Below are 13,808 nucleotides of genomic sequence, written 5' to 3' on the forward strand. Positions count from 1 at the left end.
GCCCGTCTCGCGGAGATCTGGAGACCGCCGGGTAGTACCCGATCGCCGCTGAAGGGCATCACCACAGTGATCGGAGCAAGCGACGGCATCGGTCACGTGCCGCTCTGCTCGAACGGTTCATTCGTCTAGCACCCGGCACTAGATGCGGCGTTGACATTCGTTCCGTCGAGGCTCAGTCAATCAGCGCGAAGGGGAGAACTGAAGGTCTGATCTACTCCGACTGTGAGATGCTCGGCGTCTTACTACACGATTGTTGCCAGCATCGGGAGGTTCGCGTGCTCGAAGTACGTCAAGCGCGGTACTTCATCGCCGTGGCGGAAGAGTTGCATTTCGGCCGGGCCGCGGAACGGCTGCATATGTCGCAGTCCCCGCTCAGTCAGGCGATCAAGGCCCTCGAAGCGCAGTTGGGGGTTGTTCTCCTAGTGCGCACCCGCAGGTCGGTAGCCTTGACCGATACTGGGCGTATCGTGCTGGAACGCTGCCATGACCTGGTAACCGCGGCGCGCCGAGCCGAGGAAGCGGCCGAGTTCGCGGCATCCGGCAGAGTAGGGCGGCTGCGGATCGCGGCCGGGTCACTGGCCCTGGCCGACCTCCTTCCGGCGATCGTCGCGCGGTATCGCCGCGACCTTCCCCAGGTGGAGTTTCGAGTAAAAGAACTCGACAGTGCCTACGCCATTGCGGCTGTCCTCATGCGCGAATGCGACGCCGCCTTCGTGCGGGGAGTCCACACCGATCCTCGTTTGCGCATCCTGAAACTGACCTCAGACGAGTTCGTTGCGGTCATTCCGCCAGGCACCGAGCGCGAATACGTTGACCGAGACGACCGCATCTCACTCGGCGCCCTGCGGGACGCACCATGGGCATGGATCTCGCGATCCTCGTCGCCGTTTCTCCACGATGATGTCATCGCCGCGTGTCATTCGGCCGGCTTCACCCCAGACCTTGTACACGAAGCACGAACGATTCCCTCGCAACTGGATATCGTTCGGTGCGGCCTCGGAGTGTGCCTGGCCCCCGAGGCCGCGGTGCGGCACGAGCGGGACGTGACCTATCGGCCCCTCACCGTCCCGGTTCCGATAGCCGGCCTGTCCATCGTGGTACGCCTCGAAGACGACGGTCCTCTCACCAGCCGCCTGGTCGAGGTGGCCAGCGAATGCGTGGGCGATATCTGACAGCGGTTTTGCTGGGTCGATCCGGGCGTCATCACCCGCGGTGACCGGACCCTGCCGTATTCGCCCTACCCGTTCGGGATGCCTGTTCCCCGCGCCCCGATGGTGCAACTCTTCCGGTCAAAACCAGAAAATCCGCGACTGTGCGAGACAGTGCGTGCGGGCCCACGTGCAGTAAGACGTTGAACGTCTCACAGATGGAGCAGATTGGACCTTCAGTGTTCGCGCCGGGTGGGGTCCACTGGGACATGACGGCGACAAGTTCCGATCTTTCGATCGGCCGGTCGGTTCCACCGAGAGGACAGGACAGCGCGTATGCCCACCCCCACCGATCTCGGTTCGCGGCTCGCGGCGCTGCCGACCGCCGCGCTTTCCGACGCCCTCGACAAGCTGGGGCTCCCTGGATCTTTGCACGGCATCGGCCCGCTTGCGCAAGCATCACGGAGCTGCGGACCGGCCTTCACCGTCGCTTACGCTCCCATCGGTGAGCACGGCGGCTCCGTCGGCGACTTCCTCGACGACGTTCCCGCCGGGGCCGTCGTCGTCATCGACAACGACGGCCGCACCGATTGCACGGTGTGGGGCGGCATCATGACAGGGGTCGCTTCGGCACGAGGCATCGGTGGCACCGTGATCCACGGCGTGTGTCGTGACACCGCGTCGGTGTATGCGACCGACTATCCGATGTGGTGCGCCGGAAAGTTCATGCGCACCGGGAAAGACCGCGTACGCCTGGTGGCGATCCAGCAACCGCTCACGATCGACGGCGTCACGATTCGCCCCGGCGATCTCGTGTGTGGTGACGAGGACGGTGTCGTGATCGTCCCGATCGAGCACGCCGAGGAAGTCGCCACCATCGCCGAGCACATCGAATCCACCGAAGCGCGGATCGTTCACGCGGTACGGGACGGCGCCTCACTCGTCGCCGCACGAACTCGCTTCGGGTATCACGCCCTGCAGACGACCGGCACGGAGAAGGGTCAATGACCGCCATGGCAGCGGTGATGGCGTTCAACGGCGCATCCGAAGTGCAAACTTCGCCGCCGCCGCGATGAATGACCGAGCGCGGCGCGCCGCTCACCTCTGAGCAGCTCGCAGTACTCAAAGACCAATTGCCACAAACCGATGGGATGAAACAGATGAGTGACCCGGTGCTTTTGAAGGCCTTCGCCGAGTTGGACAGTGCCGCGGTGAGCGATGCTCTCGACAGTCAGGGATTGCCCAGCGGAATCGGGGGCATCGCACCGGTATGGGGGCATCCCACGGTGGTCGGTTTCGCCTCGACCGTGCAGCTGGAGCCCTACACGCCGGGACCGAGCGGTGCCCACATCGCCACCACCGCGGTGGCCACCGCCGGTGCGGACGAGATCATCGTGGTCGCCAACGACGGCCGCACCGATGTGTCATGTTGGGGCGGGCTGCTCAGCCTTGGTGCCAGTCTTCGGGGCGTACGCGCCGCCATCGCCGACGGTAGCTGCCGCGACATCGGTGAGGCGCGTGCACTCGGATTCCCCGTTTTCGCGCGCGGTGGAATCCCAGCTACCGCACGCGGCCGAATCCAGCAGCAGTCCGCCGGGCAGCCGATCAGCGTCGCCGGAGTTCGAGTATCGCAGGGAGACATCGTGATCGCCGACGAAACAGGTGTGGCATTCGTTCCCCGTGCACATGCCGAGGCGGTACTCGAGGCGGCGCAGGGCATCGCCGCCCGGGAGGAGTCCATCGCCGAAGATCTGCGATCCGGCACCGCCCTACCCGACGCCATGCGTGATGCGCGCCTGGCCGGACGCGAAGGATGATGAGGGCACCAGACAGACCAAGTGGCCCGGAATAGTTGTGGCCGTGCCGATCTGGACCGATCATCGCCGTCTCGGCCGGAAGCAGTCTCCACAACAAACGCGACAGCCCATTCAATCTCGCTCTCACAGGAAGCAACCATGACCGACCACGCCCGCGATCACGCCACTGCCACCATTTACGAAGCCTCCCAGCTGAATATCGCCCTCGATCCCGCCATCCGGCCCGCGTGGACCGGCGCCCGCGTCGCCGGTCCGGCATACACAGTCCAGGGCGCCGGCGGTGACAACCTGGCCCTGCACAACGCGGTGGCCGCCGCCCCCGCAGGTCACGTCTTGGTCGCCGATCTCGGTGGCGCGCAACACGGCCACTGGGGCGAGGTGCTCGCCGTCGCCGCCCAACAGCGCCGTCTGCTGGGACTGATCATCGATGGTGGCGTCCGGGACACCGTCGAACTCGCCGGCATCGACTTCCCCGTCTTCTCGCGCGGGATCTCGATCGTCGGCACCCGCAAGGACTATCAGGGCGGTCTCGGGGTACCGATCACCGTGGGCGGGGTTCGGATCACCACGGGGGATCTCGTTGTCGCAGATGCGGACGGTGTCGTCGCCATCCCGCTCGAACACGTCACCGACGTCCTCGATCGCTCGGATGCACGCGTCGCCGACGAGAAACGCATCTTCGACGAACTGCGAGCAGGCAAAACCACCCTCGAGGTGTATAACTTCGCCACTGCACGCTGAGAACTCCGTCCAGGAACCGGTGGGGAGTACCCGGCAGCTCCCTACTGGCGGGCATCATCAGGCTTGAAGGGGCAGCACCGTGTCTTCGCTCTCTCGACTGATCGCACCGCTGAACGCCTGCACCGACTGGTGGGACTGGCAACTGCGCGCACGCTGTCGATCCCTCGGTGCTGACGTGTTCTTCTCGTGTGATGGCGAGACGCGAGCGGAACGGATTCGGAGAGAACGAGTGGCGAAGGCACTCTGTGGCAGCTGCCCAGTGCAGAGCGAGTGTCTTCGCCACGCGTTGTCGGTCGGGGAACGCTACGGAGTGTGGGGTGGCACCTCCGAGGGCGAGAGGCGTCACCGTGACGGGCCACCCGAACCCACGCAGAGCCCCGGGAAGCGGCGCCCGATGAAGATCTCAGCCACGTGTCCGGCACCGGGCCGAGCCGTCCTGCACGAAGCCCCCTGAGCTGCGGCGGGTGCAACTATTCGGCAGGGCGGGGGCACCTGCGCGAAGTCCGAGCCCTGTGGAATGGGACTGTCGATCAGAATCTTTGCGCCCGGTAGGGAAGCCCCCGTCGCAGCGTCTCCATCGTATGGCGGCTCGCGGTCGCGGACCTTGAACGCGCCGAGCTCGAGTAGCACCAACGTGGTGTGCGCGCCGAGAGCGGAAACGGAGCGAATCGCGGGCGTCCCCTCGAGGTTGGCCGGCGGAACAGCGCCTCGATCGATCTTCTCTTGATGGTGGTACTTCTCAGCCTGCCGCCGGAAGGCTCGTTCCCTTCTCGGCCCCGTGCCCCGTGGCCGGTATCTGCAACGCCATGCCCGGCGACAGCTGCCCCGTCGTGCCCATGTGGATCTTGGCGTGAGAAAACAAGACGTGTTCCGGCGCCCGATCCTGACGGTCTCCCGCCTCGTACGCGTACTCGCCGGGGGCCGTGCGAAGACGCTGGCGGCGATCGATCAGCTGCGTTGCGCAGCCCGCCGGAACGGCTGCTCCGCCCCCGGAACCAGGTCACCGATCACGCCACCGGCGCCGCGCGTGGCCGAGCGACAACACGATGGTTCGGAGCGATCGCCGCGGGTTTACAACGCGCGGCTACGACCGGCCCAATGGGGTGCGCGAAGGTCGCGTTTGAGGATCTTGCCCGTTGCGTTCCGGGGAAGGGCCGGAATGATTTCGATGCTGCGCGGCCGTTTGTAACCGGCCAGGTGCTGGGCGCAGTACTCGAGGAGTGTGTCCGTGTCGATCTCACTGCCGTTTCGGGCGACCACGACGGCTCGGACGGATTCACCCCATTTGTCGTCGGGAATGCCGATGACGGCGACCTCCGCGACGTCCGGGTATTCGCTTATTACGCGCTCGACCTCGGCGGGATAGATGTTCTCTCCTCCGGAGATGATGACGTCCTTGACTCGGTCCTCGACGTAGAAGTAGCCGTCGGTATCGCGGCGGCCGGCGTCGCCGGTCTTGAACCACTCACCCTCGAAGCATGCGGCGGTGTCTGCGTCTCGTTGCCAGTACCCCGACATGACCTGTGCTCCGCGGATCTGGAATTCGCCGACCGTGCCGTCGGGCAACTCCTCTCCGGTCACCGGGTCCACCACCCGAACTTCGACGCCGTCGACCGGCCACCCGGCTGCGTGCAGGCGCTCAGGATGTGCGGGATCGCGGTGATCGGCCGGGGGGAGCACGCAGAACACTCCGGAGGCCTCGGTCATGCCGTACACCTGGTAGAAGTCGACGCCGAAGGTGTTCATCGCCTCCCGCAGCAGCGCTTCGGGGATCGGTGACCCGCCGTAACCCAGGCAGCGCAGCGATGCCAGGTCTTGTCCGCTCACACCGGGGATCTGCAGCAGGAACCGGATGACGGCGGGGACGAAGAACGCATGAGTGACCGCCTGGTCGGTGATCTGTTTCAGGACCAGGGCAGGAACTACCTCGCGGACGAGGATCGTTTCCGCGCCCTGCGACATGGCCGCGAGCGCCCAACTGGTCCCACCGACGTGGAACAGCGGCATCGCCACCATGTTCACGCTGTCGCGATCGAATCCAAATGCGGTGCTGGCTGATTCGCTGTGCGCGCCCACCGATCGGTGCGTCAGCATCGCGCCCTTGGGGTGTCCGGTGGTACCGGAGGTGTACAGCTGCAGGAAGCAGTCGGTGGGGTCGGCGCGATGTGCGGGTACGTCGGACGGTGCAGAGTCGAGCCAGGACTCGTACTCGTCGTGTTCGCCGCCGAGCACCACGATCGTGCGCACATATTCGAGATCGGCCCGAATCGATTCCACAACTCCGGTGAACTCGGCGCCGAGGATCAGCAATTCCGCGCGGCAGTCGTTGATGACGTAGGCCAATTCCGACGGCGCGAGGCGGAAGTTCAGTACCGCGTTGACCGTTCCGGCGACCGCGCACCCGAGGGTGGTTTCGAGGCTGGCGGGGTGATTCTTGTCGAGGAACGCCACCCGGTCCCCGGCCGCGAGTCCGAGCACGAGCTGCGCGGCGGCGTTGCGGCGTACGCGTTCCGACAGTTGTTGCCACGTCCACGACTGGTCCTGGAACCGGATCGCGATGCGGGCGGGATCCCGCGAGGTCCAGTGGGTGATCGGGTCGAAGACATGAAGGATGGGTGAAGCCATCAGGCACCTCTCGATGGGATTTGTGCAGGCCGTGGCGGCCAACTCAACTAGTGACCGTACGCACGGTCAGTAAAGCAGAAGGTGACGTGGGGCACAAGGGCTTGCACGGGGGAGGGGACGTTTCTTTGCGTCCCACTCGGCAAGGTGGCGGGAACAGCCGAGTGCACTATCGTGACATGGGTCACGGAACGTCTCGTGCTAGGTCCTCACTAGCGTTGCAGCGCAGCCTAATAGGATGACGCCGCTTATCTGTGTCGGACTGCAGATATCCCTACTCGGCATGAGCGTCAGGGTTGTTGGTAGTGATGAACTCGGCAACTGTGGGCTGGGCGCACGAACCTTCGGTGCGGCTGCACAACCGCACGCCGACGTGTCAGATCGCCGGGACGACGGGAGGTTCCCCCTGAACGCGGACACCGGTTTTCATGCGGCGAGTGACCGCGCAGACGTCGAGCGAGATCGTCGCTCGAACTCCACCGGTGTGAGGAATCCGACGGGCGGAGTGACGGCGACCGGCACGTGGACGGGACCGGTTTCGGTCTAGGACGCCGCGAGACCGGACGGGGTGGAGTCCAGCAGGCATTGCCGCGCGGTTTGCGCCGCCAGCCCGTGCGGATCCGCCAGCCCTGGCAAATTGGTGCGGCGGACCAGCAGGCTGCCGAGGACGAGATCGACGAGAGCGGCCCCCACTTCCTCCGCGGTCTCGTCGCCGTCCGGATCGAACCAGGTGTACGCCCACTGGGCGGATCCGAACATCAGCAGCGACTGCACCTGCAGATCCGTCTGCCGGAACCGGCCGGCGGCGACGCCGTCGCTGATCACGGTCCGCACAAGCCCGATGTACTCGGTGCGCAAGCTGACGCCCTCGGCCTCGCCGTCGAGCGCGGACAACCGCATGACCTCCCGCTGGAAGGCGATGGTGGCATCCCGGTCGTGTTCCTGATAGAGGATGAAGGCGAACAGCAGACCGGCGAGTTGCTGGTCAGGGTGTTCGAGCCGGCTGATCAGCAGTTTCGCTTCGGTGAGGCGCCGGCGCATATAGGACTCGTGCAGCGCCGCGAGGAGACGGTCCTTGGTTCCGTAATGGTGGACGATGGTGCCCTTCGAGATCGACAACTCGTTGGCGATGTCGCTCAGGTTCGTCCCGTCGTAGCCGAATTGCGCGACGTTGTGGGTGAAGACCTCGAGGATCTCGTTGGCTTTTCCGGCCAGCCGGGTACCGGCCTTTGCCATCGTCTACCTCCACCTCGTTCACGGTCCGATCCGGAGACAGTCTAAGCGCCCTCGGTCGACTCTGGTTCGCCGCTGGTCACTGTGCGCGGGCGAACGCGGGGATCGGCTCGCCGCGACCGGTGTCGAGGACCTCGAGACGTACCGGAGTGCCGGCCGGGACATCGTCGGCGGTCTCGGCGCGCAGGATGCAGGTGGCGATCCACGGACCTTCGGTGAGTTCGACCAGGGCGAGCACGGTAGGGCCTGCGGGATCGACGATGGCGGTCACCACCGCGCCCTGGCCGGACGAGTCGATCCATATGAGCTCGTCGCTGTGACAAGAGGGGCAGCTGATCGTGTCGGGGCGGCTCACATGCCCGCACCGTATGCAGGAGCGGAGCATCAGCCGGCCCCCGGTGAGGCCGTCGAAGAACGGTGCCGAAGCGTCGTCTCGGCTCGCGGGAATGGTCATCGCTTCTTCCTATTGGTGCCTGTCATGAGGGTTCAGGCCGCTGCGGTGGAGAGCACCAGGGTGCCGTGGTGGTCGAGGATTCCGCCGTTGCCGCTCACAATCGCGGTGCCGTGCCGGGTGACCTGCCGAACCCCGGCCTCGCCGCGCAATTGGGTGAGCCCCTCGACGAGCGGGGTCATGCCCCACAGGTAGAACGAGGACAGCTGTCCACCGCCGGTGTTGGTGGGCAGTGCGCCGCCCGGGGCGAGTGCCCCGCTGGCGGCAAGTTCCCCGGCCTCGCCCTTGCCGCAGAAGCCGTAGTCCTCGAGGGTGACGAGCAGGGTGTAGGTGTAGCAGTCGTAGATCTCCCGCAGATCAATGTCGTCGACGGTCATCCCGGCCATCTTCAGTGCGGCGGGGCCGGAGACGGCGGCGCCGGTGACCAGCCCGAAATCACTTCCCCGTTCGAGAACGTGGCCGGGATGGGCTTGACCCCACCCCCGCACGTACACCGGTGTCGTGGGCAGATCCCGTGCGCGCTCGGGGGTGGTGACCACGACCGCCGCACCGCCGTTGGAGACCAGGCAGCAATCGAGCAGATGCAGGGGGTCGACGACCCAGCGTGAGCGGTGATAGTCGTCGAGTGACAGCGGCGTCCGCATCTGGGCCACGGGGTTGTCGAGAGCCCACGCGCGCTGGGATACCGCGACGGCACCGAGTTGTGACGACGTGACCCCGTAATGGTCCATATAGCGACGGGCCGCGAGCGCGTAACGGTGGTTGACACTGGTGAATCCGGCCGCGGTCTCGGCGCTCCGAAAGCCGGTCGCGGTCAGCGAAGTGGCTCGATAGGCGTCCGAACCGCCGGCGTTCTCCTCCTTGGGGTCGTCGGCGAACACGCACACCACAGTCTCGGCTTCCCCGGCGAGAACAGCCTTCGACGCCTGAGCGGCCATGATCGCGGCGGAGGCACCGAAAGCGTTGACCTCGCTGAGCATGCGCAGGTCCTGCAGTCCGAGGGTGCGAGCCAGGGACAGATTGAGATCGGTACCCGCGCGGGCGTTGACCAGCAGTCCGTCGATATCACCGAGGGCCAGCCCGGCATCGGCCACGGCCAACCGGACCGCGTCCGCGGCAAATCCACGTGCTGTTCGCCCGAAGACCTTGCCCACCTCGGTGAGCCCGTAACCGACGATGGCTGCGTTGCGCTCTGGCATAAACCCTCTCTTCCTTCGAGCTTTCCCGATGCGGCTGTGCCCGAGCAGTCAGCGAACCGCGCTGAGCGCGGCATCCTTCTCCCCGCGAGTACGGGCGTAGTCGAGTGCTTGTTCCCAACTGGCGCCCTTGGCGATCAGGGCACGGTATTTCATGATGTGGGTCTGATGGTTCAGTGCCAAGGCGCCGACCACCCGGTCGCCGCGACGATACAACGCCACGAACGACCCGCTACCCAGATCTCCCGTGACGGTGACGATTTCGTCCGCGTCCGGTATACCGACGAATTGAATCCTCGTGTCGTACCAGTCGGACCAGAAATACGGCACCGTGCTGTACGGTTTCGCGGCCGTCGGGTCGAGGGCATGGCGGACGGCCGAGGCGGCCTGTTCGGCAGCGCTGGTCCAGTGCTCGAGCCGCATCGCGGTGTCGAACAACGGATTGTGCCAACGAGCGACGTCGCCCGCGGCGTAGACGCCCGGCAGGGAGGTGGCCAGGTTTTCGTCGCACACGATGCCCCGATCGAGCGTGATACCCGACGAGGTGAGCCAGTCGGTGGCCGGATCCGCGCCGATCCCGACCACGACCAGGTCGGCCTCGACCGTGGACCCGTCCGACAGTCGCACCGCCTCGACCCGACCGTCACCGAGGACGGCCTCCACCCCGACACCGCAGCGCAGATCCGTGCCGTTGCGGCGGTGCAGTTCGGCGCAGGCCTGCCCCATCTCCTCGCCGATGGCGCGGACCAGCGGGACGGGCAGTGCCTCGAGGACGGTGACGTCCAGTCCGCGTTTCCGTGCGCCCGAGGCCACCTCGGAGCCGATGAATCCGGCGCCGACCACCACTGTCTTCGCGCGGTTGTCCAGGGCGGCGCGGACGGCGACCGCGTCGTCGAGGGTGCGCAGGGTCTCGACGCCCGCCAACCCGGCGGTACCCGGAAGTCGGCGCGCGGTGGACCCGGTCGCGATCACGGCGATGTCGTAGGGCAGCGGGCCCTGCGAGGTGTGGATCGTCTTCTCCGCCGGATCCAACTGTGTCGCCGCGGTTCCGAGTCGAACGTCGATTCCGGCTGCGTCGAACACTTCCCGGGCCCGGAAGGTGGTGTCCGGGGGCGTCGGCGCCGGGTCGAGGAAGGCCTTCGACAACGGGGGGCGGTCGTAGGGCAGGTGTGGCTCGGCGCCGACGAGGGTCACCGTTCCGGTGAAGCCGGCCTTCCGGGCGGTCTCGGCGGCGCGCAGCCCCGCCAACGACGCCCCGACCACCACGAGATTCTGTTCGGCCATGGTCTCAGTCCTCGACGAGCGCGAGTGCCTCGGTCGGGCACCCCTCGATGGCGGCACGGACGTCGTCGATGACGCTCTCATCGGCGTCCTCGCGCAGCAGCAGCAGCCCGCCGGCATCGTCGATCTCGAAGATGTCCGGGGCGAGGGATTCGCAGATACCGAGACCGGTGCATTTGGTGCGATCGACGCAGATTTTCATGACGTGGCCTTTCCGAGGTGAACGGGCAGCTTCTTGATTCCGTTGATGAAGTTCGAGCGGAACCGGTCCGGGGGACCGGTGACCCGCCAGTGGGGGAACCGCGCGAACAGGGTTTCCAGGAGCACCTTCGCCTCGAGGCGGGCGAGGCTGTTGCCGAGACAGAAGTGGGTGCCGGCGCCGAAGGCGACGTGATTGGCGGCCCCGCGGTCGACGCGGAACTCGTCCGGCGCCTCGAACTGGGCTTCGTCCCGGTTGGCCGAGACATAGAACATCACGACCTTCTGCCCTTCCTGCAGTCGCTTGCCGCCGAGTTCGGTCTCCCGGGTCACGGTGCGACGGAACTGGATGACCGGGGAGTGGAACCGGAGCACCTCCTCGATGGCCTTCGGCAGCAGCGCCGGGTCGGCGGCCAGTTTGCTGCGCTCGTCCGGGTGTTCACTCAGGGTGAGGACGAAGCCGGTCAGCAGGTTGCGGGTCGTCTCGTTTCCGGCGATGACCAGCAACTGGAAGAAGCGGTTGAGCTCCTCGCTCGACAGACGAGCGCCATCGACCTCGGCGTTGACGATCAGGGACCACACATCGGAGCCGGGTTCGGCGCGCTTGGCCTTGGTCTGCGCGTTGGAATACTTGAACATCTCGATGAACGCGGAGAGGAACGCCTCACGCCCGCCGTAGGAGGGATCATCGAGTCCGACCATGCGGTTGGTCCAGTCGTAGAGCAGGTGCCGATCCTCGGACGGCACGCCGAGGACGTCGGCGAGCACCCGCAGCGGCATCTCCGCCGAGACGTGCTCGACGAGGTCGATCTCACCGTCGTCGGGCAGGGCAGCGACGATCGCCTGCGCGTGGGCGGTGATGCTGTCGAACATGCCCCGCACCATCTTCGGGGTGAAGACCTTGCTGACGATCGATCGCATCTGCGAGTGGTCCGGGGGGTCGAGGTTGAGCATCATCTGCTGCAGGGCCGCCAGATCCTGCGGCCGCTGATCGCGCAGGAACGAGGCACCCTTGTGGGAGGAGAAGACGTCCGGATTCTTCGAGACCGTCATGACATCCTCGTAACGGGTGACCGCCCAGAATCCCGGACCACCGGCGAAACCGTCACCGGCCGGCTCCTCGATCCAGGCCACCGGTTCGTGGCGGCGAAGCTCGGCGAACACCTGGTGCGGAACTCCGTCGGTGTACGTGTCCGGGCTTCCCAGATCGGTGTGCAGTGTCGATAACGTCATGGCGTTGTCCTTCTCGCGTTTCAGGAAGGGGAAAGTGGTCTGTAGGGAGATCAGCAACCATCTTGACTGACCGTACGTACGGTCTAGGGTAGGGAGCAGCTGCCCACGGGTCAAGACAGGCGGGCTGAACGGCCTCGCCGACGGGCAGCGGAACGTGACGAACCTCCCCACCAGCCAGGACGGACCTGCCATGCACAGCACCATGCAAGATGTCGATCTCCTCGTGTCGGATTTGTTCCTGCACGGCCTCCGCACGCATCCGGAGAGTTCGGTGCTGCACTACCAGGGCGGACGGGTGCAGCGCACCTCGTTCCGCGAGTTCGGGGCCACCGTGACCGCCCTGGCCGCGGGGTTGCGCCGCCTCGGTATCCGCACCGACGACGTGGTCGCCACCCTCTGCTGGAACAGTCCCGCCCACCTGGCGGCCTACTTCGCAGTCCCGGGAATGGGCGCGGTGCTGCACACGCTGAACCTGCGGCTGCACGACGATCAGATCGTCTTCATCGTCAACCACGCCGCCGACAAGGTGATCCTCGTCGACGCCGACCTGGTACCGCAGCTGCAGCGGGTGATCGACCGGTTGCCCACCGTCGAGCACATCATCATCGCCGGCGAAGCCGAAGCGGACCTGACCGTGCCCGACGGTGTGCGGGTACACCACTTCGGCGACGTTCTCACCCACGACACCGATTTCCGCTGGCCTACATTGGACGAACGAAGCGCCGCCGCGCTGTGCTACACCACCGGCACCACCGGCGACCCGAAAGGCGTTGCCTACAGCCATCGGTCGATCTATCTGCACAGCCTGCAGATCTCCACCGGCAGCGCCTTCGGGTTCTCCGACGCCGACCGGGTGCTGCCGATCGTGCCGATGTTCCATGCCAACGCCTGGGGCTGGCCGCACGCGGCCTGGACCAGCGGGGCCGACATCATCCTCAACGACCGGTACCTCCAGATCGAACACCTGGCGCGCATCATCACCGAACTGCGACCCACCGCGGCCGCCGCCGTGCCCACCTTGTGGACCGGAATCGACGAGTACGCCCGCACACTCGCAGCCGATCTCACTAGCCTGCGGCTCGCCGTGTCCGGTGGCTCCCCACTCGCGGCCGCGCTGGTGCGGAGCATGGCCACCCACCACGGCGTCGCGTTGACGCAGGGGTGGGGCATGACCGAGACCAGCCCGCTGCTCACCTTTTCGCGCCCGCCCCGCAACACCCCCGACGTCGAGGTTGCGCAGTGGGCGAGCCTGACCGGGCGCATCGTTCCGGGAGTGCAGGCGCGCATCGTCAGCGAAGCCGGCGTCGAGTTGCCCTGGGACGGCGAATCCATCGGGGAAGTCCAGCTGCGCGGCGCGACGATCGCGGGCAGCTACTTCCGCACCGAGGCCCCCGACAAGTTCGACGATGGTTGGTTGCGCACCGGCGACCTCGGGGTCCTGCACGAGGGTGGATGGATCCAGCTCAAGGACCGGCTCAAGGACGGCATCAAGAGCGGCGGGGAATGGATTTCCACGGTCGAACTCGAGAACGCACTGCTCGAGCACGACGCCGTCGCCGAGGTCGCGGTCATCGGTGTTCCCGACCCGAAGTGGGAGGAACGGCCCTTTGTCTGCGTCAAACTTGCGCCGGGGGCCAGGGTGACCGCGCCCGAACTTCTCGCCTTCCTCGACGGCAAGGTGGCTCGCTGGTGGCTCCCGGAACGGTGGGCCTTCGTGAACGCCCTCCCCAAGACCAGTGTCGGCAAACTCGACAAGAAGGACCTGCGCCGGAGCTACGACGCCGATGAACTGGCGGTTGACGACCTGCGGACTGTCCGCACGAGCGACAGCGTGCATCCCCCGTCTCGGTAGACACCACCACCGAATCCAAATTCCTCGACAACGAGA

General features: G+C 66.2%; 14 protein-coding genes. 6 read left to right on the forward strand and 8 right to left on the reverse strand.

Annotation, left to right across the window (positions count from 1 at the left end; genetic code table 11):
• Positions 1-275 precede the first annotated feature (275 nt).
• The 5 genes from JWS14_RS39980 (at position 276) to JWS14_RS40000 (ending at position 4,160) form a co-directional block, all read left to right on the forward strand.
• Positions 276-1,172, forward strand: coding sequence for a LysR substrate-binding domain-containing protein (locus JWS14_RS39980; protein ID WP_206015711.1), 897 nt, complete (start codon positions 276-278; stop codon positions 1,170-1,172).
• A 312-nt stretch (positions 1,173-1,484) separates the two neighbouring features.
• Positions 1,485-2,156, forward strand: a complete 672-nt coding sequence (locus JWS14_RS39985) for an RraA family protein (protein WP_206015712.1) — start codon at positions 1,485-1,487, stop codon at positions 2,154-2,156.
• 152 nt (positions 2,157-2,308) lie between these two features.
• Complete coding sequence (locus JWS14_RS39990; protein WP_206015713.1) at positions 2,309-2,965, forward strand: RraA family protein; 657 nt, start codon at positions 2,309-2,311, stop codon at positions 2,963-2,965.
• 138 nt (positions 2,966-3,103) lie between these two features.
• Complete coding sequence (locus tag JWS14_RS39995; RefSeq protein WP_206015714.1) at positions 3,104-3,706, forward strand: RraA family protein; 603 nt, start codon at positions 3,104-3,106, stop codon at positions 3,704-3,706.
• Between the two features lie 175 nt (positions 3,707-3,881).
• The gene (locus tag JWS14_RS40000; protein WP_420855155.1) at positions 3,882-4,160 is read left to right on the forward strand and encodes a WhiB family transcriptional regulator; all 279 of its coding nucleotides are present in this window, start codon (positions 3,882-3,884) and stop codon (positions 4,158-4,160) included.
• Positions 4,161-4,445: 285 nt separating this feature from the next.
• Here the strand turns inward: JWS14_RS40000 and JWS14_RS51275 are convergent, their stop codons facing one another.
• The 8 genes from JWS14_RS51275 to JWS14_RS40035 form a co-directional block, all read right to left on the reverse strand.
• Positions 4,446-4,568: a hypothetical protein gene (locus JWS14_RS51275; RefSeq protein ID WP_259376049.1), complete on the reverse strand. Its 123-nt coding sequence runs from the start codon at positions 4,566-4,568 to the stop codon at positions 4,446-4,448.
• A 209-nt stretch (positions 4,569-4,777) separates the two neighbouring features.
• Entirely contained in the window at positions 4,778-6,331 is a 1,554-nt protein-coding gene (locus JWS14_RS40005) for a long-chain-fatty-acid--CoA ligase (protein WP_206015716.1), read from the reverse strand.
• 540 nt (positions 6,332-6,871) lie between these two features.
• Complete coding sequence (locus JWS14_RS40010) at positions 6,872-7,564, reverse strand: TetR/AcrR family transcriptional regulator (RefSeq protein ID WP_206015717.1); 693 nt, start codon at positions 7,562-7,564, stop codon at positions 6,872-6,874.
• 76 nt (positions 7,565-7,640) lie between these two features.
• Positions 7,641-8,015 carry a Zn-ribbon domain-containing OB-fold protein gene (locus JWS14_RS40015; RefSeq protein WP_206015718.1) on the reverse strand — a complete coding sequence of 125 codons (375 nt, stop codon included), beginning with the start codon at positions 8,013-8,015 and terminating at the stop codon, positions 7,641-7,643.
• Between the two features lie 32 nt (positions 8,016-8,047).
• Complete coding sequence (locus JWS14_RS40020; protein ID WP_206015719.1) at positions 8,048-9,211, reverse strand: thiolase family protein; 1,164 nt, start codon at positions 9,209-9,211, stop codon at positions 8,048-8,050.
• A gap of 48 nt (positions 9,212-9,259) precedes the next feature.
• Entirely contained in the window at positions 9,260-10,492 is a 1,233-nt protein-coding gene (locus JWS14_RS40025) for an NAD(P)/FAD-dependent oxidoreductase (RefSeq protein WP_206015720.1), read from the reverse strand.
• A 4-nt stretch (positions 10,493-10,496) separates the two neighbouring features.
• Complete coding sequence (locus JWS14_RS40030; protein ID WP_206015721.1) at positions 10,497-10,691, reverse strand: ferredoxin; 195 nt, start codon at positions 10,689-10,691, stop codon at positions 10,497-10,499.
• Positions 10,688-11,920: a cytochrome P450 gene (locus tag JWS14_RS40035; RefSeq protein WP_206015722.1), complete on the reverse strand. Its 1,233-nt coding sequence runs from the start codon at positions 11,918-11,920 to the stop codon at positions 10,688-10,690. Before JWS14_RS40035 ends, JWS14_RS40030 begins: the two co-directional genes overlap by 4 nt.
• Before the next feature lie 190 nt (positions 11,921-12,110).
• On the opposite strand from JWS14_RS40035, the gene JWS14_RS40040 reads away from it, so the two are divergent.
• The gene (locus JWS14_RS40040) at positions 12,111-13,772 is read left to right on the forward strand and encodes a fatty acid--CoA ligase (RefSeq protein WP_206015723.1); all 1,662 of its coding nucleotides are present in this window, start codon (positions 12,111-12,113) and stop codon (positions 13,770-13,772) included.
• Positions 13,773-13,808 lie beyond the last annotated feature (36 nt).

This window comes from Rhodococcus koreensis (genome assembly GCF_017068375.1).
Lineage (GTDB): Bacteria > Actinomycetota > Actinomycetes > Mycobacteriales > Mycobacteriaceae > Rhodococcus_F > Rhodococcus_F koreensis.

What these genes read in the sequence shown, in the direction of transcription:
- JWS14_RS39985 (WP_206015712.1), top strand. Translation starts at nt 1,485, where the DNA reads ATGCCCACCCCCACCGATCTCGGTTCGCGGCTCGCGGCGCTGCCGACC.
- JWS14_RS39990 (WP_206015713.1), top strand. Translation starts at nt 2,309, where the DNA reads ATGAGTGACCCGGTGCTTTTGAAGGCCTTCGCCGAGTTGGACAGTGCC.
- JWS14_RS39995 (WP_206015714.1), top strand. Translation starts at nt 3,104, where the DNA reads ATGACCGACCACGCCCGCGATCACGCCACTGCCACCATTTACGAAGCC.
- JWS14_RS40005 (WP_206015716.1), bottom strand. Translation starts at nt 6,331, where the DNA reads ATGGCTTCACCCATCCTTCATGTCTTCGACCCGATCACCCACTGGACC.
- JWS14_RS40010 (WP_206015717.1), bottom strand. Translation starts at nt 7,564, where the DNA reads ATGGCAAAGGCCGGTACCCGGCTGGCCGGAAAAGCCAACGAGATCCTC.
- JWS14_RS40015 (WP_206015718.1), bottom strand. Translation starts at nt 8,015, where the DNA reads ATGACCATTCCCGCGAGCCGAGACGACGCTTCGGCACCGTTCTTCGAC.
- JWS14_RS40020 (WP_206015719.1), bottom strand. Translation starts at nt 9,211, where the DNA reads ATGCCAGAGCGCAACGCAGCCATCGTCGGTTACGGGCTCACCGAGGTG.
- JWS14_RS40025 (WP_206015720.1), bottom strand. Translation starts at nt 10,492, where the DNA reads ATGGCCGAACAGAATCTCGTGGTGGTCGGGGCGTCGTTGGCGGGGCTG.
- JWS14_RS40030 (WP_206015721.1), bottom strand. Translation starts at nt 10,691, where the DNA reads ATGAAAATCTGCGTCGATCGCACCAAATGCACCGGTCTCGGTATCTGC.
- JWS14_RS40035 (WP_206015722.1), bottom strand. Translation starts at nt 11,920, where the DNA reads ATGACGTTATCGACACTGCACACCGATCTGGGAAGCCCGGACACGTAC.
- JWS14_RS40040 (WP_206015723.1), top strand. Translation starts at nt 12,111, where the DNA reads ATGCACAGCACCATGCAAGATGTCGATCTCCTCGTGTCGGATTTGTTC.